18 protein-coding genes are annotated in these 22,747 nt (G+C 64.5%); 13 read left to right on the top strand and 5 right to left on the bottom strand.

Annotated elements, in window-relative coordinates:
- The first annotated feature begins 78 nt into the window (after positions 1-78).
- A complete protein-coding gene (locus AAXE93_RS05450; protein WP_390128868.1) occupies positions 79-1,191 on the top strand; it encodes an FAD-dependent oxidoreductase in 1,113 nt (370 codons plus the stop codon).
- A 4-nt stretch (positions 1,192-1,195) separates the two neighbouring features.
- Here AAXE93_RS05450 and ndk read toward each other — a convergent pair whose 3' ends face one another.
- The gene (gene ndk / locus AAXE93_RS05455; protein WP_390128870.1) at positions 1,196-1,651 is read right to left on the bottom strand and encodes a nucleoside-diphosphate kinase; all 456 of its coding nucleotides are present in this window, start codon (positions 1,649-1,651) and stop codon (positions 1,196-1,198) included.
- A 122-nt stretch (positions 1,652-1,773) separates the two neighbouring features.
- Between ndk and speA the strand changes: the two genes are divergently transcribed.
- Entirely contained in the window at positions 1,774-3,702 is a 1,929-nt protein-coding gene (gene speA, locus AAXE93_RS05460; RefSeq protein WP_390128872.1) for a biosynthetic arginine decarboxylase, read from the top strand.
- Here speA and alaS read toward each other — a convergent pair.
- The gene (gene alaS, locus AAXE93_RS05465) at positions 3,699-6,362 is read right to left on the bottom strand and encodes an alanine--tRNA ligase (protein ID WP_390128875.1); all 2,664 of its coding nucleotides are present in this window, start codon (positions 6,360-6,362) and stop codon (positions 3,699-3,701) included. The two genes, speA and alaS, sit on opposite strands and share 4 nt — an antisense overlap.
- Before the next feature lie 25 nt (positions 6,363-6,387).
- Between alaS and AAXE93_RS05470 the strand changes: the two genes are divergently transcribed.
- The 5 genes from AAXE93_RS05470 to AAXE93_RS05490 all read left to right on the top strand — a co-directional run bounded on the left by AAXE93_RS05470 (position 6,388) and on the right by AAXE93_RS05490 (position 11,941).
- Positions 6,388-6,804: a hypothetical protein gene (locus tag AAXE93_RS05470; protein WP_390128876.1), complete on the top strand. Its 417-nt coding sequence runs from the start codon at positions 6,388-6,390 to the stop codon at positions 6,802-6,804.
- Positions 6,801-9,998 carry a DEAD/DEAH box helicase gene (locus AAXE93_RS05475; protein WP_390128878.1) on the top strand — a complete coding sequence of 1,066 codons (3,198 nt, stop codon included), beginning with the start codon at positions 6,801-6,803 and terminating at the stop codon, positions 9,996-9,998. The genes AAXE93_RS05470 and AAXE93_RS05475 overlap by 4 nt, the downstream gene beginning before the upstream one ends.
- 2 nt (positions 9,999-10,000) lie before the next feature.
- Positions 10,001-10,888 (top strand): SWIM zinc finger family protein, encoded by an 888-nt coding sequence (locus AAXE93_RS05480; RefSeq protein ID WP_115131316.1) that lies wholly within the window; start codon positions 10,001-10,003, stop codon positions 10,886-10,888.
- A 14-nt stretch (positions 10,889-10,902) separates the two neighbouring features.
- Positions 10,903-11,382, top strand: coding sequence for an MEKHLA domain-containing protein (locus tag AAXE93_RS05485; RefSeq protein WP_390128881.1), 480 nt, complete (start codon positions 10,903-10,905; stop codon positions 11,380-11,382).
- Positions 11,383-11,548: 166 nt separating this feature from the next.
- Positions 11,549-11,941 carry an Hsp20/alpha crystallin family protein gene (locus AAXE93_RS05490; RefSeq protein WP_006849794.1) on the top strand — a complete coding sequence of 131 codons (393 nt, stop codon included), beginning with the start codon at positions 11,549-11,551 and terminating at the stop codon, positions 11,939-11,941.
- A gap of 125 nt (positions 11,942-12,066) precedes the next feature.
- On the opposite strand, the gene AAXE93_RS05495 is transcribed toward AAXE93_RS05490, so the two are convergent.
- A complete protein-coding gene (locus tag AAXE93_RS05495) occupies positions 12,067-13,362 on the bottom strand; it encodes an NRAMP family divalent metal transporter (protein WP_115131637.1) in 1,296 nt (431 codons plus the stop codon).
- An 82-nt stretch (positions 13,363-13,444) separates the two neighbouring features.
- On the opposite strand from AAXE93_RS05495, the gene AAXE93_RS05500 reads away from it, so the two are divergent.
- The 6 genes from AAXE93_RS05500 (at position 13,445) to AAXE93_RS05525 (ending at position 19,414) form a co-directional block, all read left to right on the top strand.
- Positions 13,445-15,193 carry a diflavin flavoprotein gene (locus tag AAXE93_RS05500; RefSeq protein WP_390128884.1) on the top strand — a complete coding sequence of 583 codons (1,749 nt, stop codon included), beginning with the start codon at positions 13,445-13,447 and terminating at the stop codon, positions 15,191-15,193.
- Positions 15,193-16,995 (top strand): flavin reductase, encoded by a 1,803-nt coding sequence (locus AAXE93_RS05505; protein WP_390128886.1) that lies wholly within the window; start codon positions 15,193-15,195, stop codon positions 16,993-16,995. Before AAXE93_RS05500 ends, AAXE93_RS05505 begins: the two co-directional genes overlap by 1 nt.
- 93 nt (positions 16,996-17,088) lie before the next feature.
- Positions 17,089-17,802, top strand: coding sequence for a rubrerythrin family protein (locus tag AAXE93_RS05510; protein WP_390129748.1), 714 nt, complete (start codon positions 17,089-17,091; stop codon positions 17,800-17,802).
- A 36-nt stretch (positions 17,803-17,838) separates the two neighbouring features.
- Positions 17,839-18,354: an NADPH-dependent FMN reductase gene (locus tag AAXE93_RS05515; RefSeq protein WP_390128888.1), complete on the top strand. Its 516-nt coding sequence runs from the start codon at positions 17,839-17,841 to the stop codon at positions 18,352-18,354.
- 8 nt (positions 18,355-18,362) lie between these two features.
- The gene (locus tag AAXE93_RS05520) at positions 18,363-19,118 is read left to right on the top strand and encodes a pirin family protein (RefSeq protein ID WP_390128890.1); all 756 of its coding nucleotides are present in this window, start codon (positions 18,363-18,365) and stop codon (positions 19,116-19,118) included.
- Positions 19,119-19,207: 89 nt separating this feature from the next.
- The gene (locus AAXE93_RS05525) at positions 19,208-19,414 is read left to right on the top strand and encodes a hypothetical protein (RefSeq protein WP_011365459.1); all 207 of its coding nucleotides are present in this window, start codon (positions 19,208-19,210) and stop codon (positions 19,412-19,414) included.
- Positions 19,415-19,416: 2 nt separating this feature from the next.
- Here AAXE93_RS05525 and AAXE93_RS05530 read toward each other — a convergent pair whose 3' ends face one another.
- A complete protein-coding gene (locus AAXE93_RS05530; RefSeq protein WP_390128892.1) occupies positions 19,417-19,671 on the bottom strand; it encodes a hypothetical protein in 255 nt (84 codons plus the stop codon).
- A 129-nt stretch (positions 19,672-19,800) separates the two neighbouring features.
- On the bottom strand, positions 19,801-22,671 hold the full coding sequence (gene gcvP / locus AAXE93_RS05535; RefSeq protein WP_390128893.1) for an aminomethyl-transferring glycine dehydrogenase: 2,871 nt from the start codon (positions 22,669-22,671) through the stop codon (positions 19,801-19,803).
- Positions 22,672-22,747 lie beyond the last annotated feature (76 nt).

Below are 22,747 nucleotides of genomic sequence, written 5' to 3' on the forward strand. Positions count from 1 at the left end.
GAAGCAGATTCCGGGATCCTATGGAATCAGGATGAAGCCCTCTCCTGACACCATGACCAGCAAGGGCCTTTCTTGCGCATGACTGCCGCCTCTGCCTCAGCCGTCTGTGTTTTGGGCGGGGGACTGATGGGCTTAGCCGTTGCCCATCAGCTGGCCCGTCGCGATCAGAGCGTGACCGTGATCAGCCGCCGCCGCAGCGAAGCGGCAGGCTTTGTGGCTGCAGGGATGCTGGCGCCCCATGCCGAAGGCTTGAGCGGCAACCTGTTGGAGCTGGGTCAAGCCAGCCTCGCGCTGATCCCCCGCTGGGTGGCGCAGATCGAGGCGGACAGCGGCCTGAGCTGCGGCCTGCGCACCAGCGGCATCGTGGTGCCGTTCCGAACAGCGACCGAGCGGGACGCCTACCCCACCGCCAGCCTTGGGCAAACCCTGGACCGCACCGGCCTTGAGCGGGAAGTCGCAGGCTTGGGGCCGGAGTGGAGCACCGGGCTGCTGTTCGAGCAGGACGGCCAGATCGACAACCGCAGGCAGTTGATGCGGGCCCTGGAGCGGGCCTGCGTGTCCCTGGGCGTGCAGTTCATGGAAGGGGCCGAAGTGCTTGATCTGGCGCGGGAGTCCGCCGGACAGCTCTGCGGCATCCATCTGCGAAGCGCCGAAGGAGAACAGCAACAACTGCGCTGCCAGCAAGCGGTGCTCTGCAGTGGCGCCTGGAGCCAACAACTGGTGCCGCAACTGCCCGTGTTCCCGGTGAAAGGGCAGATGCTGTCGCTGCAGGGTCCGCGGGAGGCACTGAAGCGAGTGATCTTCGGCCCCGGCACCTATCTGGTTCCACGCGAAGACGGATTGATCGTGGTGGGGGCCACCAGCGAACGGGACGCCGGATTTGCCGAAGGGCTCACGCCCGATGGCCAGAAACAACTGCAAGCGGGCATCGCCAGCCTGCTGCCAACAGCGGCCACATGGCCCCCGATGGAGCGTTGGTGGGGGTTCCGGCCCTGCACGCCCGATGAAGGCCCCTTGCTCGGCCCTGGTCCGCTACCCGGTTTATGGCTGGCCTGTGGGCATCACCGCAATGGCGTTCTGCTTGCCGCCATCACGGCTGAGCTCACGGCCGGCGGCGTCATGAAAAAAGCCCCCAACGCCGCCGAAGAGGCGTTGTTAGGGGCATTCCGCTGGAACCGGTTCGAAAACTGAGCGATCAGGCTTCGACGCGCCACTCCTGATCGGAAGGAGACCAGTCGTTCAGCTCAGAGGCTTCAAACCAGAGGCCGATCTCGAAAGCAGCGGTTTCCGCAGCATCGGAACCGTGGATGACGTTGCGGCCGATGTTGACGGCCAGATCGCCACGAATGGTGCCGGGCTCAGCCTCGAGGGGCTTGGTGGCACCGATCAGCTTGCGGGCACTGGCGATCACACCATCGCCTTCCCAGACCATGGCCACCACGGGGCCGGAGGTGATGAAATCGACCAGACCAGCAAAGAAGGGACGCTCCTTGTGGACGCCGTAGTGCTGTTCAGCCAGGGCGCGGCTGGGAGTGATCTGCTTCAGACCCACCAGCTTGAAGCCCTTGCGCTCAAAGCGGCCGAGGATCTCGCCCACCAGGCCGCGCTGGACGCCGTCGGGCTTGATGGCGATGAACGTGCGTTCGGCCATGGATTGGTGTGAATAAAAAGCGCCGCCATCGTCAGTGCTGGCCACCCCGCTTGGCAAGCACAGGCCTTGGGCAGCGCAGGGAATGTCCCTAGATTCCGGCCATCCACTTCAAGCAGACGCAGGTGTCAGACAGCGATCACTGGTCGATTCAGGACAGTGCTGCGCTGTACGGCCTCGACCGCTGGGGCGATCCGTATTTCTCCATCAATGGGCGCGGCCACATCAGCGTTCAACCCCAAGGGGATCGCGGCGGCAGCCTGGATCTGGTGGATCTGGTGTCGGAGCTGAAAAGCCGCAACCTGGCGCTGCCGCTGCTGATTCGCTTCGACGACATCCTCGAAGACCGTTTGGAGCGGCTCCACGCCGCCTTTGAACGCGCCATCGCGCAGTACAGCTACCCCGGCCGGTACCAGGGTGTCTTCCCGGTGAAGTGCAACCAGCAAAGCCACGTGGTGGAAGAGTTGGTGAGCTGCGGCAAACGCTGGAACTTCGGGCTGGAAGCGGGCAGCAAAGCGGAACTGCTGATCGCCCTCTCGCTGCTGGACGACCCCGAGGCGTTGTTGATCTGCAACGGCTACAAGGATCGGCTCTACATCGAGACAGCGATCCTGGCGCGACGTCTTGGACGGCAACCGGTGGTGGTGATTGAACAGCCGGACGAAGTCGACCGGATTATCGAAGCCAGCAAAAGCCTGGGAGCAGCGCCCTACATCGGTGTGCGGGCCAAGCTCTCCAGCCGCAGCACGGGGCGTTGGGGCAGCTCCGTCGGCGACAAGGCCAAATTCGGCCTTTCGATTCCCGAGTTGCTGGCCACAGTGGAGCGGCTGCGGGAGAACAACCTGCTCCCCGATCTGCGCCTGCTGCACTTCCACATCGGCAGCCAGATCAACGACATCGCCGTGCTCAAAGACGCCCTCCAGGAGGCGGGGCAGATCTATGTGGAGCTCACCCGACTGGGGGCTCCGATGGGGTTCCTGGATGTGGGTGGTGGACTCGGCATCGACTACGACGGCAGCCGCACCGCATCAGCAGCATCCACGAACTACTCGCTGCAGAACTACGCCAACGACGTTGTGGCCACGGTGCGGGAATGCTGCGAACCCAATGGTGTGGCCGTACCCACGCTGGTGAGCGAAAGCGGCCGCGCCATTGCCAGTCATTTCTCCCTGCTGGTGTTCGACGTGCTGGGCAGCAGCGCACTGCCGGCATCGGTTCCCAAGGCCAGCGGAGATGAACCACTCACCGTTCGCAACCTGCGGGACACCCTCGCCACGATTCAGGAGTTGTCGGCGACAGCGGATGCACAATTGGTGCGTCTGCAGGAAGCCTGGAACGACGCCTTGAAGTTCAAGCAGGATGCGCTGGCCGCATTCCGGCTCGGGTACATGGGGCTGCCCGACCGCGCCACCGCTGAACAACTGACGTGGGCCTGTGCTGATGCGATTGCGCAGCGACTGCCCAAGGATCAAGCCATCCCAGAAGAGCTCGCAGCTCTGAACAAGGCTTTGGCGAGAACGTATTACGCCAACCTGTCGATCTTCCGCTCAGCACCCGACACCTGGGCCATCGACCAGCTGTTTCCAGTGGTGCCCATCCAGCAACTGGATCAACGGCCGACGCGACTGGCCAACCTCGCCGATCTCACCTGTGATTCCGATGGTCGTCTGGATCGCTTCATCGGAGATGGACAACCCAAACAGCTGCTTGAGCTGCACGAACTCGACGGCAACAACCCCTATCTGATCGGCCTGTTCCTAAGCGGTGCATATCAGGAAGTGATGGGCAATCTGCACAACCTGTTTGGCACCACCAACGCCGTTCACATCCGTCTGAGCCCAGGCGGTAGCTATCGCATTGACCACGTCGTGCGGGGTGACACCAATGCCGATGTGCTGGAGGCCATGGAGCACGACCCCCGTGCCTTGCTGGAGCGGTTGCGGGTGGCGGCGGAAGCGGCCATCAACAACGGCCAGCTGCGCATCGACGAGTCACGCCGGCTGCTGGATCACCTCGAAAGCAGCCTGCGACAGACCACCTACCTTCAGGACTAAGCCAACGCTGCCGCCAGCTCGGAGCGAGCGAACTCAAGAGCAGCAGGGAGGGCAGCACCATCGCGTCCCCCGGCCTGGGCCAGGTTCGGGCGTCCACCGCCGCCACCGCCGCACTGTTTGGCAATGCCGCCGATGAACTTGCCGGCCTGGAGCTTGGCTGCGATCACCTGCTTGCCGAAGGCCGCCACCAGGATCACCTTGCCCATGTCGCCAGGATCCGGCAGACCGCCGATCACCACGGCCGCACCATCCCCCAGCTGATCCGCCAGGCTCTGGGCTGCACCCTGCAAACCAGCGCCATCCACGCCGTCGAGGCGTTCCACCAGCAGTTGGAAGTCGCCCACGGCCTCGGCCTTAGCGGCCAGAGCGCCGGCTTTCGCCACCGCCAGTTCCGCCTGAGCCGCGGCCAGCGCCTTGCCGGTGGCCTTGAGCTCTTCCTGAAGGGCCGCCACACGATCCACGATCTCGGCCGGCTGCGCCTTGAAGCGATCCCCCAGCTGCTTCACCACTGCATCGCGCTCGTTCAGATACGCGAGCACAGCGGGACCAGCGACGGCTTCAATCCGGCGGATACCGGCGGCGACGCCACTTTCCGCCACGATCTTGAACAGGCCGATCTCAGCGGTGTTGGCCACGTGGGTGCCGCCGCAGAGCTCCATCGACACACCGGGGACGTCGACCACCCGCACCACATCGGCGTACTTCTCACCGAACATCGCCACGGCACCGGCCGCCTTAGCCTGATCGATCGCCATCTCCTGCACCTGCAGCGCATGGGCCTCGTTGATCCAACCGTTGATCAGGGTTTCAACTTGCTGCAACTGATCCGCCGTCACCGCCGTAGGGCAGTGGAAGTCGAAACGCAGGCGATCGAAATCCACCAGTGATCCGGCCTGGCCGATGCCTGGATCCACCACCTGCTTGAGCGCTGCCTGCAGCAGGTGGGTGGCGGTGTGATTCGCCTGGGCCCGACGCCGGCAAGCACGGTCCACCTGGGCCTTCACGGTGTCGCCCAAGGCGAGCTCGCCGCGTTCCACCCGCCCTGCATGGACGAAGACATCGCGGCTGCGGCTCACCGACTCAATCCGAACAATCAGATCGCTGCCCGCAAGCACGCCGCGATCACCCACCTGACCGCCGCCTTCTCCATAGAACGGCGTGGTGTCGAGCACCACCTGAACCGCATCGCCCGCCTTGGCGGTGCTGGCTGGTTCACCGTTCACCACCAACGCCTGCACACAGGAGGCGTGATCGAGGGCTTCATAGCCCTCGAAACAGGTAGCCGCCTGATCCGCCACCACCTGGTCGATCGCATCCTGCAGAGTGAGATCGATGCTCACCGCGGCCGCCTTGGCCCGCTGGCGCTGTTCCTCCATCGCCGCCTCGAAGCCATCGAGGTCAACGGCCAGGCCCTGCTCCTCGGCGATCTCCTGGGTGAGCTCCAGCGGGAAGCCATAGGTGTCGTACAGCTCAAAGGCCTGGGCACCGCTGATCTGGGTGGGCTTGGAGGCCAGCACCTCCGCCAGCAACTTCTCGCCGCGCTCAAGGGTCTCAAGGAAGCGGGCTTCCTCCCGCTGGAGCTCGGCCAGGATCACCTCCTGGCGCTCGATCACGCTGGGGTGGGCCCCCTTCAGCAGGGCAATCGCCGCCTCGCCCATGGTGACGAGGAAGGGTTTGCCGATGCCCAGCAGGCGGCCATGGCGCACCACCCGGCGCAGCAGACGCCGCAGGATGTAGCCGCGGCCCAGGTTACTGGCGGTGACGCCATCGCAGATCAGCTGTGTCACCGCACGGCTGTGGTCGCCGATCACCTTCAACGACGTCTTGCCCTTGTCGTTGAGCTGGTGGTAGTCGACCCCCGCCAGATCCGCGGCCGCTTGGATCAGCGGAAAGATCAGATCGGTTTCGTAGTTGTTGGGAACCTTCTGCAGGATCTGAGCCATCCGCTCAAGGCCCATGCCGGTGTCGATGTTGCGGTTGGCCAACGGCGTGAGGGTGCCCTCCGCGTCGCGGTTGTACTGCATGAACACCAAGTTGTAGAACTCGATGAAACGGTCGTCGTCCTCGAGATCGATGCCCTCATCCCCGAGCTCGGGTTTGAAGTCGTAATAGATCTCCGAGCAGGGGCCACAGGGGCCGGTGGGGCCGGAGGCCCAGAAGTTGTCGGCCTCATCCATGCGGATGATCCGCTTGGGGTTCACCCCCACCACATCGCGCCAGATCTGCTCGGCTTCGTCGTCTTCCCGGAAGACGCTCACCACCAGGTTCTTGGGGTCGATGCCGTAAACGCCGGTGCTGAGCTCCCAGGCCCACTCAATCGCCTGCTGCTTGAAGTAATCCCCAAACGAGAAGTTGCCGAGCATCTCGAAAAAGGTGTGATGCCGGGCCGTGCGCCCCACGTTCTCGATGTCGTTGGTGCGGATGCACTTCTGCGAACTGGTGGCCCGGGGCGCGGGTCGCTCCTGCTGGCCCAGAAAAACCGGCTTGAACGGCAGCATTCCCGCAATGGTGAGCAGCACCGTTGGGTCTTCGGGAATCAATGAGGCGCTGGCCATCCGCTTGTGGCCGCGCTCGGCATAGAAGTTGAGAAAGGCCTCACGGATCTCCTCCCCACTGCGCGGTGCAGACGCTGCAGAAGACGACGATGCGGCGGCAACCATGACAGGAAAGGGGGATCCTGCCGTCATGATCGCCTTTGAACCGCCGGCACCCGTGGCCGTTCCACCCAGTGATCCCGAGATTCGCCAGCGACTGCGGCTGCAGTCGATCGGTTGGGCGCTGGCTGCCGGGATCAGCGCCGGGCTGCTGAGCTTGCCCTGGGGTCTGGAAGCTGCGGTGCGTTCGGGCGGTTGTGGCCTCTTTTACGGCCTGCTGGCCTTCCACCTGCAACGGGTGGACCCTGATGACGGGCATTTGCAGGCGGGTCTGGTGGGGGCGGTCTGCGGGTTGCGCAGCCTCGGCATGCCCCTAGCCCTTGACAACTGGCAGGTCGATGGCCTGACATCATTACTACTGGAGCTACTTCAGGCCTGGCTGCCGTTGATCGGCAGTGCTCTCCTGCTCCACGGCACCCTCCGCTTCCTGCCCGCGTCGCGGCCATGAGCCTGCTGCACGCCACCTGGCTTCCCGCCATCCGCACCTCCAGCAGTTCCGGTCAACCGGCACTGCTCGTTTGGGCTGACACCTGGCGGGTGGCCACACCGGAAGGCCCCGGCCTCACCCCCGCGCTGCACCCCTTCACCCTCAGCCACGACGACCTCAGGGCCTGGCTGAGCGAACGCGATCTTTTGCCGGGCGGCTGCATTGATGCCACGGCCTGTCTCACCCTGCCGAGCCGCACGGTGAAGCCGCGCAAAAGCCGCAGCAAAAAAGAGGAGCCAACGCCGGAACCACCGGGCTGGACCGGGCTACCAATGCAGGCCGGCGAACCAATCCCCAAGCAAACCGAATGGTGGCCCTGGCAGGTGCAAGGGCTCGCGGTGGAACCATCAGCGGCCACGGAGTGGCTGTCCCGATTGCCCCTCTCCGGCACCAATCCAGACCTGGCTGACGAACTGCGCTGGTGGAGCCATCTGCAGCGCTGGGCCCTGAGCCTGGTGGCCCGGGGCCGCTGGATTCCCCAGATGGAGCTCAGCAAAGGTGAGGGCTATCCGCATCGGGCCCGCTGGGTGCCGCTGCTCAACCGGGAAGAAGACCGGCGCCGACTGGAGGATCTAGCGGCCAGCCTGCCCCTGGTGGCCACCTGCGCCTTGCCCTGGCGTGAACCCCTGGGGCGCCGCAGCAACCGCACCACCCGGTTGCGACCGGAGGCCATGCGTGCCGCCAACCCTGTGGCCAGCTGCCGGCCCCGCAGCGGACGCCTGCGGGTGGCGACGCTGCTGGAAGACCTGGTGGACGCGCAGCTGCGCAAGGACTTTGAACCATCCACTGATGGACTCGATCCCCTGCTGACCCTCTGGCAGGAGGCCCTGGGGTCGGAGACCGGGGTGATCGAGATCGGTGATGAAGAGGCTGAACGCCTGGCCACCGCCAGCCATCACTGGAGGGAAGGCATCGCCGGCGGTTTTGCTGCGGCCCGCACCTGCCTTGAACTGCACACCCCAACGGATGGGGAGGATCTCTGGGAGCTGCGCTTCGGGCTGCAGGCGGAAGCCGACCCCAGCCTGAAGCTCCCGGCCGCCGCAGCCTGGGCCTCCGGCGCCGAGATGCTGCAACTGGGGGAGATCCAGGTGGATCAACCGGGCGAAGTGCTGCTGGAAGGCCTCGGACGCGCCCTGACGGTGTTCCCACCGATCGAACGGGGGCTGGAGAGCGCGACGCCGGACACGATGCAGCTGACCCCGGCCGAAGCCTTCGTGCTGGTGCGCACGGCTGCCCGCCAGCTGCGGGATGCAGGTGTGGGGGTGGAGCTGCCGCCCAGCCTCTCCGGCGGCCTGGCCAGCCGGCTAGGCCTGTCGATCAAGGCCGAACTTCCAGAGCGGTCCCGCGGCTTCACCCTGGGCGAATGTCTTGACTGGGAGTGGGATCTGATGATCGGCGGGGTGACCCTCACCCTGCGGGAACTGGAGCGTCTGAGCGGCAAGCGCAGCCCCCTGGTGCGCCACAAGGGGGCCTGGATCGAACTGCGGCCCAACGACCTCAAGAACGCCGAACGCTTCTGTGGCGCGAAACCGGAACTGAGCCTCGACGACGCGCTGCGGCTGACGGGAACGGAAGGGGAACTGCTGATGCGGATGCCGGTGCACCGCTTCGACGCCGGCCCAAGGCTCCAATCGGTGCTGGAGCAATACCACCAGCAGAAGGCGCCCGACCCCCTGCCGGCTCCCGAGGGATTCAGCGGGCAGCTGCGGCCCTATCAGGAGCGGGGCCTCGGCTGGCTCGCCTTCCTGCACCGCTTCGACCAGGGGGCCTGCCTGGCTGACGACATGGGCCTGGGCAAAACCATTCAGCTGCTGGCGTTTCTGCAGCACCTCAAAGCGGAGCAGGAACTGAAGCGCCCAGTGCTGCTGGTGGCCCCCACCTCGGTGCTTACCAACTGGCGACGGGAGGCGGAATCGTTCACCCCGGAGTTGAAGGTCACCGAGCATTACGGCCCCCGCCGCCCCTCCACACCCGCAGAACTCAAAAAAGCGTTGAAGGAGGTGGATCTGGTGCTGACCAGCTACGGACTGCTGCAGCGGGACAGCGAACTGCTGGAAACCCAGGACTGGCAGGGGGTGGTGATTGACGAAGCCCAGGCGATCAAGAACCCCGGCGCCAAACAGAGCCAGGCCGCCCGGGATCTGGCCCGACCCGGCCGCAGCAAGAGCAACCGCTTCCGCATTGCCCTCACCGGCACCCCCGTGGAGAACCGGGTGAGCGAACTGTGGGCCTTGATGGACTTCCTCAACCCCAAGGTGCTGGGGGAAGAGGACTTCTTCCGCCAGCGCTACCGGATGCCGATCGAACGGTATGGGGACATGTCGTCCCTGCGAGACCTCAAAGGCCGCGTGGGTCCGTTCATCCTGCGCCGGCTGAAAACCGACAAAACGATCATTTCCGACCTGCCGGAGAAGGTGGAGCTGAGCGAATGGGTGGGGCTGAGCAAGGAGCAGAAATCCCTGTACAGCAAGACCGTGGAAGACACCCTCGATGCCATTGCACGGGCACCGCGCGGGCAGCGCCACGGGCAGGTGCTGGCCCTGCTCACCCGGCTGAAACAGATCTGCAACCATCCCGCCCTGGCCCTGAGCGAAGGGGCCGTGGACGATGGCTTCCTGGGCCGTTCGGCCAAACTGCAGCGGCTTGAGGAAATCCTCGATGAGGTGATCGAAGCGGGCGATCGGGCCCTGCTGTTCACGCAGTTCGCCGAATGGGGGCATCTGCTGCAGGCCTGGATGCAGCAGCGCTGGAAATCGGAAGTTCCCTTCCTGCACGGCGGCACCCGCAAGAGCGAGCGCCAGGCAATGGTGGATCGCTTCCAGGAGGATCCCCGCGGTCCGCAGCTGTTCCTGCTCTCGTTGAAAGCTGGTGGTGTAGGCCTCAACCTCACCCGGGCCAGCCACGTGTTCCACATCGACCGCTGGTGGAACCCGGCTGTGGAAAACCAGGCCACCGACCGGGCCTATCGGATCGGCCAGACCAACCGGGTGATGGTGCACAAATTCATCACCAGCGGCTCGGTGGAGGAAAAGATCGATCGCATGATCCGTGAGAAATCACGCCTGGCTGAGGATGTGATCGGCTCCGGCGAGGATTGGCTGGGAAGCCTCGGTGGCGATCAATTGCGCGATCTCGTCGCCTTGGAGGACACCTGACCATGACCCTCAGCAACGGCAGCAACAACGGCATCACCGCCATCGGCGACGACGGCCTGGGCCAACAGCCCTGGTGGGTCGAGCAGTGGATGGAGCTGATCAACGGCTACCGCTTCAAGAAACGGTTGGAGCGGGCCTGGGGCTACGCCCGCGAAGGCCATGTGACCTCGATCCGCTTCGAAGGCCGCCGCGTGCATGCCCGCGTCCAGGGCACCGATGAAGCGCCCTACAAGGTGAAGCTCTGGCTGGATGTGCTCAACGATGAGGACTGGGGCTATGTGCTGGAAGCGCTGACCCAGAAAGCCCGCTGGTCGGCCCAGCTGCTGGCGGGAATCATGCCCTCCGACATCGAACGGGCGTTTGCCGCCAGCGGCAAACGCCTGTTCCCGTTCAAGTTGCAGGAGGTGCGCAGCGAGTGCAGCTGCCCCGACAAAGCCAACCCCTGCAAACACATCAGCGCGGTGTATTTCCTGATGGGGGATCGCTTCAGTGAAGACCCCTTCGTGCTGTTCCAACTGCGGGGCCGCAACCGGGCTCGGCTGCTTGAGGACCTGGCGGAACACCGGCGCAAGGCCCTGGCCGAGCGGGCGGCGGCAGCCAAAGAGGAGAACAAAGCCAGCACATCTGAAGAAGCAACACCGCTGCCGCCCCATGCGGCGGTGCAGGACCCGGCCCTGTGGTGGCGCTACAACCGCAGCCTCGATGGCGACCTAGTGGTGATCACCCCAGCCATGGAGGGCGACACGGGCCTCGATGCCGCCGGAGAGCTGCCGCTGGCCGAAGACCCACGCTTCGCCGATGCGCGCAGCACCTTCCTGAACAACCTCAAGGCCCATGGCCAGGCCAGTGCCCAGAAGGCGATGCTGCAGGCCATGGCAGCCGGCAGCTGACGCGGAGCAGAGCCATGGCCCGTGAAGCCGCCTGGCTCACCGCCGACAAACAAAGGCTCGCCGCAGTGCTGCTGCAATCGCATCAACGGGCCTTCAGCAGGCCGCTGATCGCCTCCGCACAACCGGGCCAGCCGAAGCGGCTGCTTTGCCAGAACCTGTTTGCCTGCGGCTTTCCGGTGCTGGCTCACGGCACTGAGCAGGATCCCTCACTCAGTTACGCCAACGCTGCGGCCCTGCAGCTGTGGGACAGCCACTGGGATGGGCTGATTGGCATGCCCTCACGGCTCACCGCCCCGGACAGCGAACGGGCGGAACGCAGCAGCGCCCTGGGCCAGGCCAAACGCCTCGATGCCGTTCAGAACTATCGCGGCATTCGCATCAGCCGCAAAGGGCGGCGATTCATGATCAACAAGGCCCGGATCTGGACCCTCTGGGATGCAGAAGAGCGGATCTGCGGCCAGGCGGCCTGCTTCTGCGACTGGTGGTGGCTTTAAGGAGATTCGGTTTCAACACCATCCCTGTGGTGCCAGCCGAACCTGGTGGTACAGACCGAATCAAAAAGGACGGTTCTCACGCTTCTGGTTCTCATCCAAGCGGCGCAGATTGTGATGGCGGGCGATCAACCCAGTCCGCAGATGTTCATTCTTCGGAGCCACCATCATGCTGACCCTGCGCCAATCCCCCTTTGATCTGTTCGAGCGTCTCGAGCAGCAACTGGCCACCGCTGAGCGCGTTCCCAACGCCGAAATCCGCGAAACCGAGACCAGCTACACCGTGCAACTGGAACTGCCCGGGGTGGACCGCGACTCCATCGACGTCAAGGCCACCGATCGCAACCTGGTGATCAGCGCTGAACGCCCAGCCACAGGCAGCGACGACAGCAACGCACCGCTGCTGAGCGAATTCCGCAGCGGCACCTGGAGCCGCAGCTTCCGTTTCCCCCAGAGCCTCGATCGCGACCAGCTCAAGGCCAGCTATCGGGACGGCATTCTTGAAATCAACGCCGGCAAAGCGGTGGAACACACCAGCGTTTCGGTGAAGGTGGAGAGCTGATCAGGTCCTGAATCAGAACCTGAGCACTAAGCCTTGTGCTGGACAAGCCCAACACACCAAGACAAGAAGAACGGAAGCCCAGCCCCTGCCCACGGCAGGGGTTTTTTGTTGAAGCAAGGGCGAAATCAGCCACCGAGGCCAAGGAAGAAGCGACCGATGAACAGCAGGCTGAAGCCACTGAAAAACAGCAGACCGAACCAGCAGAAAGCCCGGGTCAAGCGGCCATAGCGGTGCTCAGCCGGCACCAGGCTGCTGTTGATCGTGTCCATCGCCATCCAGGCGAACAGAGGAGCGGTGAGGAAGCTGCCGGTCATCGCCCCGAAGACGAAATCCTTCACGCCGATTCCGCCGCTCTTGGCCACCACCAGCGCCAGCACAGCGGCCAGGAAATGCACGATCACCCAGATGTCGAAGCGACGCTGCATGGGCCCCGGCGCTGAATCCCCACTGTCGTGATGACGCAGCAACCCCTGGATCGCCGCAATGCTGCGGGGGTAGGCATCGAGGCAGGTGAGGGTGGTGCTGAACATGGCGGAAAAGGCCGCCGGGATGATCACCCAGGCCGCCCAACCACCCATGGCGGCGGTGTAGAGCTTGATCAGCTTCTGGGCGAAGGACACGCCACTGCCGGCGAGCATTCCGTCACCGCTGCCGTACATCGTGTAGGCGCCCAGGATCACGAAGAACATCGCCGTCACCACGGTGACGCCATAGCCGAGGTTGAAATCGAACTCGGCCTCCTTCGGCGTCGCGGTGTGCTCGGTGTCGCGCGCCCGGGAGAACATCCACAACGATGGCCACACGCACATCTCCACCGGTCCGGGCATCCAGCCCATCAGGGGAATCAGGAAGGCCAGGTTGGCCAGGGTCCAGGGGCTGGGATCCGTGCTGACCCAACTGGCTGCCACATCACCGACGGGGCCGCGGATCAGCAGTGATGCAGCCGCCACCCCCGTGAGCAGGGTGAGCAGCACCACCAACAGCTTGGAGAGACGGTCGAGCGCCCGGTAATGCCCCAGCAGCAGCACCAAGCCACTCACCACCAGCACGGCAATGGACAGTCCGTAGGGGTCGAGCCCCGCCAGCAGAGGGATATTGGTGAGCAGCAGCCCCGCCACAAAACTCACCGCCGCGATGGTAAAGGTGCCGGTGACCAGGCTCACCACCAGGTACAGCGGCAGGTAGAGGGGATTGCATTTCTGGAAACCCTCCAGCAGCGACAGTCCGGTGGCCGCTGTGAAGCGGGTGCCCACGCGCAGGAACGGGTACTTGATCAGATTGGTGAGCAAGATCAGGCCCACCAGCGCAAAGCCGAATCGGGCTCCCGCCGTGGTGGACGACATCAAGTGGGATCCACCAATGCAGGCACCGGCCAAGAGGATCCCGGGTCCAATGCTGCGTCGCAGCGTCGATGACGCCATCACAAGGTTGCAGTTGATACCAGTCTCCGCCGCTTTGCTCCGCTGAATCTCCGTAGAGTCGACTTCCGTCACGGTCGGTTTCATGGTCGTTGCTCCCGCTGCTCCGAAGCTGTCGCTGCAGTGCGAGGCCATCGCCGCCGACACCACCACGATCCGCTCCCTCGACTGGGACCGCAGCCGCTTCGACATTGAATTCGGCCTGCGCAACGGCACCACCTACAACGCCTTCCTGGTGCGGGGGGAACGCACCGCCCTGATCGACACCAGCCACGCCAAGTTCCGCGACACCTGGATCCCCCTGCTCAAGCAGCAGATCGATCCAACTGCGATCGATGTGTTGATCGTGAGCCACACCGAACCCGACCACTCCGGATTGATCGGTGACCTGATCGATCTCAATCCTGAGATCGAAATCGTGGGATCGAAGGTGGCCCTGCAGTTCCTCAAGGACCAGGTGCACAGGCCGTTCAAATCTCGTGCGGTGAAGTCGGGCGAGGAATTGGATCTCGGCACCAACCCCGAGAGCGGCATCCAGCACCGCTTCGAATTCCTCAGTGCTCCGAACCTGCACTGGCCGGACACGATCTTTTCCTTCGATCACGGCACCGGCATCCTCTACACCTGCGATGCCTTTGGTCTGCATTACTGCTCTGACGACGTCTTCGACGCCGACCCCGGCGCCATCGCCCCTGATTTCCGCTTCTATTACGACTGCCTGATGGGCCCGAATGCCCGCAGCGTGCTGCAGGCCCTCAAGCGCATGGATGGCCTGCCGGAGATCAACACCATCGCGGTGGGCCACGGACCGCTGTTGCGGCATCACCTCAGCCACTGGATCAGCGACTACCGCGAGTGGAGCGGCCAGCGCAGCAAAGGCGAGAGCTATGCCGCCGTTTGTTATCTGAGCCAGTACGGCTTCTCCGATCGGATCAGCCAGGCCATTGCCCACGGCATCGGCAAGGCGGATGCTCAAGTGCAGCTGGTGGACCTGCGGGCCACCGATCCCCAGGAACTCACCGCCCTGGTGGGCGATGCCAAGGCTGTTGTGGTGCCGACCTGGCCCGCGGAACCGGAACCGGATCTCCAGGCCTCGATCGGAACCCTGCTGGCGGCCCTGCACCCCAAACAACTGGTGGGGGTGTATGACGCCTTCAGCGGCAACGATGAACCGATCGACGCCGTCGCCGATCAACTACGCAGCCAGGGGCAGAAGCCAGCCTTCAGCCCGTTGCGGATCAAACAGCTGCCCCAGGGCAGCGACTACCAACGCTGTGAGGAGTCGGGCACCGACCTCGGCCAGCTGCTGACCAAAGAAAAGACGATCGCGGCGATGAAAAGCCTGGATGGCGACCTCGACAAGGCCCTGGGTCGCATCAGCGGTGGCCTTTATGTGGTGACCGCCAGCCAGGGAGAGGGCGAATCGCAACGCCGCAGCGCCATGGTGGCCAGCTGGGTGAGCCAGGCCAGCTTCACCCCACCGGGCCTCACCATCGCCGTCGCCAAAGACCGTGCGATCGAAGCCCTGATGCAGGTCGGCGACCGCTTCGTGCTGAACGTTCTACGGCAGGACAATCATCAACAGCTGATGCGCCATTTCCTCAAGCGCTTCCCCCCCGGTGCCGATCGTTTCGCTGGGGTGAACGTGCTGGAGGGAACCGCCGACGGCGGCCCGGTGCTCGCCGATGCCCTGGCCTTTCTGGGCTGCCGAGTGGAGCAACGGATGGAGGGCCCCGATCACTGGATCATCTATGCCGTGGTGGAGCAGGGCAATGTGGCCGATGCCGAGGCCAGCACGGCGGTGCACCACCGCAAAGTGGGGAACCACTACTGATGAGCGTGACCAGCACCGCAACCTCACGTCGCACGATCCAGCTGCCGATCGACGATGGGGTCGTTGGTCTGCGCGGTCTGAGCCCTCAACGGCACCGCTTTGAACTGGAATACGCCCTGGAGCGGGGCAGCACCGCCAACAGTGTTTTGTTTGAGGCCGGTGATGGTGCCCCTGCCGTGCTGGTCCACCCCCCGGGGGTGGCCTACAGCGCGGCTTTTCTGCCGGTGCTTGCCGAAGCCCTGCCCAGCAGCGACGCACCGCTGCTGGTGGTGGTGGGCCACGTCAACCCCAACCGCGTTGCCCTGCTGCGGGATCTGGCGGAGGCTTACGCCGGCCTGGAACTGATCGTCTCCAACCCCGGCGCCAAGCTGATCGAAGAGCTGTGGAGCCAGCGCAAGCCGGCCCCTCCCGGTGAGACGAGCGAGCAACCACCACTGCCCGATCTGCCGCCCCTACGGGTGATCCGCCAAGAGCAAACACTGCCGCTCAGCCATCAGCGCAGCTTGATGCTGCTGCCGGCCCCAACCCCCCGCTGGCCCGGCGGATTGCTGGCGTTCGAGGAAAGCCTGGGCCTGCTGATGAGCGACAAGTTCTTCAGTGCCCACCTCTGCACGGACAGCTGGGCCGAAAGCAACCGCAGCAGCACTGAAGAAGAACGCCGGCACTTCTACGACTGCCTGATGGCCCCCATGGCCCGTCAAGTGGATGCCCTGGTGGAACGGCTCGAAGAACTCGATATCCGCACCATCGCGCCGGGCCATGGCCCGGCCATCGAAGCCAGTTGGCGCAGCCTGCTGAATGACTACCGCCGCTGGGGAGAAGGCCAGCAGAACGCCAGCCTGACGGTGGCTTTGCTGTTTGCCAGCGCCTACGGCAACACCGCAGCCATTGCCGATGCCCTGGCCCGCGGGGTCAGCCGCACCGGCATCCGGGTGAACAGCTTGAACTGCGAATTCACCCCCGCCGATGAACTGGTGAGCACGATCCAGCAGGCCGACGCCGTGTTGATCGGCTCACCCACCCTGGGGGGCCATGCCCCCACACCGATCGTCTCGGCCCTGGGAACCCTTTTGGCGGAGGGGGATCGCAGCAAGCCCGTGGGGGTGTTCGGCAGCTTCGGGTGGAGCGGCGAGGCCGTGGACCTGCTGGAAACGAAGCTGCGGGATGGCGGCTTCAGCTTTGGTTTCGAGCCGATCCGGGTGAAGTTCAGTCCGGATGCCGCCCGGGTGAAAGAGCTGGAGGAAACCGGCACCCGTTTCGCCCGCCAGCTGCTGCAGAGCCAGAAACGGGCGCAACGGCGCAGTGCGGGGGGCTTGAGCGAAAGCCGCAGCGATCCAGCGGTGCTGGCCCTGGGCCGTGTGATCGGCTCCCTCTGCGTGCTCACCACCCGCAAAGCGGAGCTGAGCGGCGCCATGGTGGCCAGCTGGGTGAGCCAAGCCAGCTTCAGTCCCCCAGGCATCACCGTGGCCGTGGCCAAGGACCGCGCCGTGGAAGCGCTGCTGCACAAGGGCGATCGCTTCGCCTTGAACGTGCTGGCCGAAGGCCGCGAAACCGCCCTGATGAAGCAATTCCTGCAACCGTTCGAACCCGGTGCCGATCGCTTTGCAGGCCTTGAGCTGGACACCAGCCCCGCCGAACAGCCCTTGTTGCCGGATGCTCTGGCCTGGCTGGACGGCAAGGTGAGCCAGCGGATGGAATGCGGCGACCACTGGCTGATCTATGCCGAAGTGGATCACGGCGGGGTGCTGGATGCGGAGGGCAGCACCGCGGTGCACCAACGCCGCAGCGGCGCCAACTACTGAGCAGGCAGTCTGAGCCGGCCAACCGAACTTCCCGCTAACTCATACTCATTATGAGTTAGGGCTAGGCTGATGGAACGAGCCCTGGTGCCATCGATGGACCTTTCCAAGCCTTCCACCCACACCAATCTCGAGGCCGCTTTCGGTGGCGAGAGCATGGCCAACCGCAAATACCTGTTCTTTTCAGAGGTGGCCAAACAGCTGGGCCACAAGGACCTGGCCAAGTTGTTTCGCGACACCGCAGCGCAGGAAACGGAACACGCCTTCGCCCACTTCCGCCTGCTGCACCCTGAATTGGTGGTGAACGACCCCGAGCAGCTCAGCGACGAGGAGAAGCAGGCCATCCTGAGCCGCTGCCTGGAGGTGGCGATTGAAGGCGAAACCTACGAGTACACAACGATGTATCCGGAGTTCGCCGCCCAGGCCCGGCAGGGCCGGGACAGCGTAGCCGCAGCGGAATTCGCCGAGCAAAGCATCGAATCCAAGGAGCATGCGGGCCTGTTCCGCACCGCCGCCAAGAACTTCGGCCTGCTGACCCCGATCGAGCAGCATCACGCCGAAACCTATGGCGTTGCCCTCGAGGCCCTGCAAGGCAAGGGCACCGCAGGCCAGGCCGATCAACCGATCCCGGGCAAGTGGATCTGCAAGGTGTGCTCGATGATCTACGACCCCGCCGAAGGGGATCCTGATTCCGGCATCGCCCCAGGCACCCCGTTCGAGGCGATTCCCGACGATTGGCACTGCCCGATCTGCGGCTCCCGCAAAGCCAGCTTTGTTCCTTACCGCGAAGCCGAATTGAAAACGGCCTGACCCCCTTGCACGATTCGACCAAAAGCCTCCGTCTCCATGCCCTCTGATCTCATCGTTCTGACGGCGAGCAATGGCGAGAACCGCAAGCTGGCGGAACGCTTCGTGCAGGCCGCCGCAGCTCAGAACACCAGCGCCGAACTGATCGATCTCACGCAGCTCGATCTACCCCTGTTCACGCCACGGGTCCAGGCAGCAGGGGCGGGCCCTGACCTGGCGACCCTGCACGACCAGCTGCACGCAACCCCACGCTGGGTGATCTGCGCCCCTGAATACAACGGCTCCATTCCGCCGTCGCTCACCAATGCCATTGCCTGGCTCTCGGTGACCGACGACGACTTCCGATCCCTGTTCAATGGGCGGCCAATCGCCATGGCCACCTTCTCCGGCGGTGGCGGCATGGAACTGCTGGTATCCCTGCGCATCCAGCTCACTCACCTCGGGGCTCAGGTGGTGGGGCGTCAGCTGCTGAGCAACCACGCCAAACCCGCCCAGGACGACAGCATCAACGACCTGGTGCAGCGGCTTCTGCAGATGCAACCCCTCCAACTCTGAACACCTCGATGTCCCGGATGGCACCGCCAACAGGTCAACACGCCACCACGTCAACCGTGATCCTGCGACCCGCAGACCAGCGCTTCCACAGCCAGCTGGACTGGCTCGATTCCTGGCACAGCTTCAGCTTCGGCAGCCATCAGGATCCGAACTGGATGGGCTTCGGCCCCCTGCGGGTGATCAACGACGACACCATTGCTGCAGGCCAAGGGTTCGGCATGCACCCCCACCGGGACATGGAAATCATCACGGTGATGGTGGAGGGGGCCCTGACCCATGCCGACTCGATGGGCAACAGCGCGGTGCTGCGTGCCGGCGAGGTGCAACGGATGAGTGCCGGCCGGGGCATCGTGCACAGCGAAATCAATCAAACCGGCGCGCCCTGCAGGCTGCTGCAGATCTGGATTGAGCCAGCACAGCTGGGCATCCAGCCCGCCTACGAGCAGAAACCCTTCGCGATCGGCGAGGGCTGGACGCCCCTGATTGAGCCCAACGCCACCGGCGATGCGATGGCCATCGAACGTGCCGTGCGCCTCTGGCGTGCCCAACCGCTACGCCAACAGCAATTGCCCTTGCCCGACGCCAAGGAGCGATGGCTCTGGCTTCAGGTGATTGATGGGGAGCTGACGCTCAACGGTGAAGGCTCCCCCAAGCAGGCGCTGCGGCGGGGCGATGGGGTGGGCCTGATCCAGGATGCAGCAACACAAAGCGAGCTGATCGGCCTCGGTGAGCGCGCCGACGTGCTGCTGTTTGCCCTGGCGTGAAGCAATCCGGAAAAGATCTGGTGCAAGTGCACGACACCAGATCTTGTGCCCTGAAATGACGGGGTCACTTCCAAACAATCCCTAGAGCGATGGGATTCATGAACGGTCAGGAGGCCTCGGTTCGGTACCGCGGCTTTCTTTTGATGCCTCAAACCAACCGAAGCTGGCTGGTGAGGCCGGAACGCAGCCCGATGCGATTGCTGCCCTTCCGCACACCAACCTGCTCATTGGCCGACGTCAAAGCCCTGCTGGACTGGCGTCTGGCCCAGGAAGAATCAGAGATCGGCGTGGCCTGAACTCAGGCCGCTGCCGGCGGTGGAGTGGGATCGCCCACCGGTTGAAGAGGAATCACCAGGGTGGCCCAGTGATCGGGCCGCTCGGGGCGGCTACGACGGGAACGGCGCGTGCCAAAAGGAACCCGAATCACATTGGTTCCTTCAATTGACAAGGTATGACCACGATTGAAGGCCGATTCCAGACCCTCAGGAAGTTGAGGAAGGGCAGGCCCTTCAACGCTGCTGAGCGCAGATTTCTTGTTGTTGTCCCGATCCATGGTGTCCCCCGACAGACGAATCAGTTGTCGAACAGTTTGACCGAACTCGCAAGGGCGATGAACGGAATCAAACCAATTTTTCCACTTTCAGTGAAAATTTACACGCTCTGAACCCCTTGCACCAGGGCTTCAAGCCGCCACAGCCACCGCTTCCACCGACGGACAGGTGCACACCAGGTTGCGATCACCAAAGGCGTTATCAATCCGTGCCACAGCAGGCCAGATCTTGCTCTCCTGCTGCCCCTCCATCGGGAAGGCGGCCTGCTGACGGCTGTAGGGACGATCCCAGTCATCCGCTGTGACGGCCGCCAGGGTGTGGGGAGCACGCTTGAGCGGGTTGTTCTGAGGGTCGCTGCTGCCGGTTTCAATGGCGCGAATCTCCTCACGGATCGCCACCAGGGCATCGGCGAAACGATCCAACTCCGCCAGGCTTTCGCTTTCGGTGGGCTCCACCATCACCGTGCCGGCCACCGGCCAGCTGACGGTGGGCGCATGGAAGCCGTAGTCCATCAAACGCTTGGCGATGTCATCCACATCGATCCCCGCATCCCGTTTGAGCGGGCGCAGGTCAAGGATGCATTCATGGGCGACCCGGCCGGTGCTGCCGCGAAACAGCACGGGGTACGAGGCATCAAGCCGATGAGCGAGGTAATTGGCCGACAACAGCGCCACGGCACTGGCCTGCCGCAGGGCCTCCGCCCCCATCATCCGCAGGTACATCCAGCTGATCGGCAAGATGCTGGCGCTACCGAGCGCAGCTGCGGACACCGGACCGATGGCCGATGCGGCGCCGGCCTGCAAAGGGTGCCCCGGCAGGAAGGGCGCCAGATGCGCCGCCACACCAATGGGCCCCACGCCAGGGCCACCGCCCCCATGGGGGATGCAGAAGGTCTTGTGCAGGTTGAGGTGGCAGACATCGGCACCGAAGGCACCAGGACGGCACAGCCCCACCTGGGCATTGAGGTTGGCCCCATCGAGGTACACCTGGCCCCCGTACCGATGCACCACCGTGCAGATCTCACGGATGCCGGTTTCAAACACGCCGTGGGTGGAGGGGTAAGTGACCATCAGCGCCGCCAGCCGGTCGGCGTGCTCGGCCGCCTTCGCCGCCAGATCCTGCTGATCGATGTTGCCCTCGTCATCACAGGCGACAGCCACCACCTTGAGGCCGGCCATCACGGCACTGGCGGGGTTGGTGCCATGGGCGCTGGTGGGGATCAGACAGATGTCGCGATGGGCTTCACCGCGGGAGCGGTGCCAGGCGCGAATCACCAGCAGCCCGGCGTATTCCCCCTGGGAACCGGCATTGGGCTGCAACGACACGGCGGCAAAGCCCGTCAGGGCGGCCAGCCATTGCTCCAGATCGTCGGCCAGACGGCGATAGCCCTGGGCCTGATCGGCTGGGGCAAAGGGATGCAAGGCCGCAAACGCAGGCCAGCTCACCGGCTGCAGCTCAGCGGCGGCGTTGAGCTTCATGGTGCAACTGCCCAACGGAATCATCCCGTGGACCAGCGAGAGATCACGGCTCACCAACCGCTGGATGTAGCGCAACAGCTCTGATTCGCTGCGGTACTGATGAAAAACCGGCTGGCTCAGCCAGGGCTGGCTGCGCTGCGGCAGGGAAAGGGACGGGGGCTGCTCAACCTCGAGCTGCGGGGTGGCCTGACCGCAGGCCTCCGCCAGCAGAGCGAGCAGGGCTTGCAGCTCCTGTTGATCCGAGAGCTCATCGAGGCTGATACCGAATCCGGTGGCGTCCGCCGGCGCTGCACCATCAGGCAGCACCCGAAGATTGAAACCAGCAACGGCGGCAGCGCGGTGCACAGCCGGTGCCGACGCACAGTGCACGGTGACGGTGTCGAAGCGGTCGACCAGCTCCAGCGGATAACCAAGGGCCCGCAGGCCCTGCTCCAACTGGCTGCGCAGGCCAGCGATGCGCTGGGCGATGGCATGCAGACCATCAGGGCCATGGTGCACCGCATAAAACGAGGCCATCACGGCCAGCAGCACCTGGGCCGTGCAGATGTTGCTGGTGGCCTTGTCGCGGCGGATGTGCTGCTCACGGGTTTGCAGCGCCAAGCGCATGGCCGAACGGCCTTCCGCATCCTTGGACTGCCCCACAAGACGGCCCGGGATCTGGCGCTTGTAGGCCTCAACGGTGGCGAAGAAGGCGGCGTGAGGACCACCAAATCCCATTGGCACCCCCAGGCGTTGGGCGCTGCCCACGGCAATGTCAGCCCCGAGGGATCCCACGGGCGCCATCAGGGTCTGCGCCAGGGGGTCGATTGCCACGGTGACCAAGGCACCGGCGGCATGGGCCGCTTCGATCACGGCGGTTGGATCCCAGAGGCATCCATCGGCACCGGGCAACTGCAGCAGGACACCAAACACCGACGTATCGATCGGCGCCGTGGCCGGGTTGACCCGCTCAAGGCTGATGCCGAGGGGTTCAGCGCGGGTCTGCAGCACCGCCCAAGTCTGGGGCAGCACATTGGCGTCCACAAGGAACCGTGTCGCTTCAGGGCGACGGCACACCCCGAAGCTGAGACTCATCGCCTCCGCGGCGGCGGTGGCTTCATCGAGCAGCGACGCGTTGGCGATCGGCAAGCCCGTGAGCTCACTGATCAGGGTTTGAAAGTTGAGCAGGGCCTCGAGACGACCCTGGGCGATTTCCGCCTGGTAGGGGGTGTAGGCGGTGTACCAGGCCGGATTCTCAAAAACGTGGCGCTGGATCAGGGCCGGGGTTGCCGTGCCGTAGTAACCCAGCCCGATCAGGGAGCGACGCAGCGTGTTGGTTTCACTCAACTGCTTCAACTGCTGGAGGGCCTCCGCCTCCCCGCAACCCTCGGGCAAGGCCTCCACAGGCGGCTTGAAATCAAGGATGTCGGCGGGCACGACATCAGCGATGAACTCCTGCAGATCGCTGTAGCCCAGGGCATTGAGCATGCGGAGTTGTTCCGCCTCACTCGGGCCGATGTGCCGCTGCGCAAAAGGAGAAGTCAACGTCGAATGCACACCCCGCCGGACGATCGTAAGAGCGAAGCCCCGGCGCTGATGAAAGCCAACGTTGATGTCAGCC

It is taken from the genome of Synechococcus sp. HIMB2401 (assembly GCF_042883245.1).
In the GTDB taxonomy this organism is placed as follows: Bacteria; Cyanobacteriota; Cyanobacteriia; order PCC-6307; family Cyanobiaceae; genus Parasynechococcus.

Excerpts from the sequence above, each read along its gene's own strand:
- AAXE93_RS05450 (WP_390128868.1), top strand. The coding sequence starts at position 79 with ATGACTGCCGCCTCTGCCTCAGCCGTCTGTGTTTTGGGCGGGGGACTG.
- ndk (WP_390128870.1), bottom strand. The coding sequence starts at position 1,651 with ATGGCCGAACGCACGTTCATCGCCATCAAGCCCGACGGCGTCCAGCGC.
- alaS (WP_390128875.1), bottom strand. The coding sequence starts at position 6,362 with ATGGTTGCCGCCGCATCGTCGTCTTCTGCAGCGTCTGCACCGCGCAGT.
- AAXE93_RS05470 (WP_390128876.1), top strand. The coding sequence starts at position 6,388 with ATGATCGCCTTTGAACCGCCGGCACCCGTGGCCGTTCCACCCAGTGAT.
- AAXE93_RS05475 (WP_390128878.1), top strand. The coding sequence starts at position 6,801 with ATGAGCCTGCTGCACGCCACCTGGCTTCCCGCCATCCGCACCTCCAGC.
- AAXE93_RS05480 (WP_115131316.1), top strand. The coding sequence starts at position 10,001 with ATGACCCTCAGCAACGGCAGCAACAACGGCATCACCGCCATCGGCGAC.
- AAXE93_RS05485 (WP_390128881.1), top strand. The coding sequence starts at position 10,903 with ATGGCCCGTGAAGCCGCCTGGCTCACCGCCGACAAACAAAGGCTCGCC.
- AAXE93_RS05490 (WP_006849794.1), top strand. The coding sequence starts at position 11,549 with ATGCTGACCCTGCGCCAATCCCCCTTTGATCTGTTCGAGCGTCTCGAG.
- AAXE93_RS05495 (WP_115131637.1), bottom strand. The coding sequence starts at position 13,362 with ATGGCGTCATCGACGCTGCGACGCAGCATTGGACCCGGGATCCTCTTG.
- AAXE93_RS05500 (WP_390128884.1), top strand. The coding sequence starts at position 13,445 with ATGGTCGTTGCTCCCGCTGCTCCGAAGCTGTCGCTGCAGTGCGAGGCC.
- AAXE93_RS05505 (WP_390128886.1), top strand. The coding sequence starts at position 15,193 with ATGAGCGTGACCAGCACCGCAACCTCACGTCGCACGATCCAGCTGCCG.
- AAXE93_RS05510 (WP_390129748.1), top strand. The coding sequence starts at position 17,089 with ATGGACCTTTCCAAGCCTTCCACCCACACCAATCTCGAGGCCGCTTTC.
- AAXE93_RS05515 (WP_390128888.1), top strand. The coding sequence starts at position 17,839 with ATGCCCTCTGATCTCATCGTTCTGACGGCGAGCAATGGCGAGAACCGC.
- AAXE93_RS05520 (WP_390128890.1), top strand. The coding sequence starts at position 18,363 with ATGTCCCGGATGGCACCGCCAACAGGTCAACACGCCACCACGTCAACC.
- AAXE93_RS05525 (WP_011365459.1), top strand. The coding sequence starts at position 19,208 with ATGGGATTCATGAACGGTCAGGAGGCCTCGGTTCGGTACCGCGGCTTT.
- AAXE93_RS05530 (WP_390128892.1), bottom strand. The coding sequence starts at position 19,671 with ATGGATCGGGACAACAACAAGAAATCTGCGCTCAGCAGCGTTGAAGGG.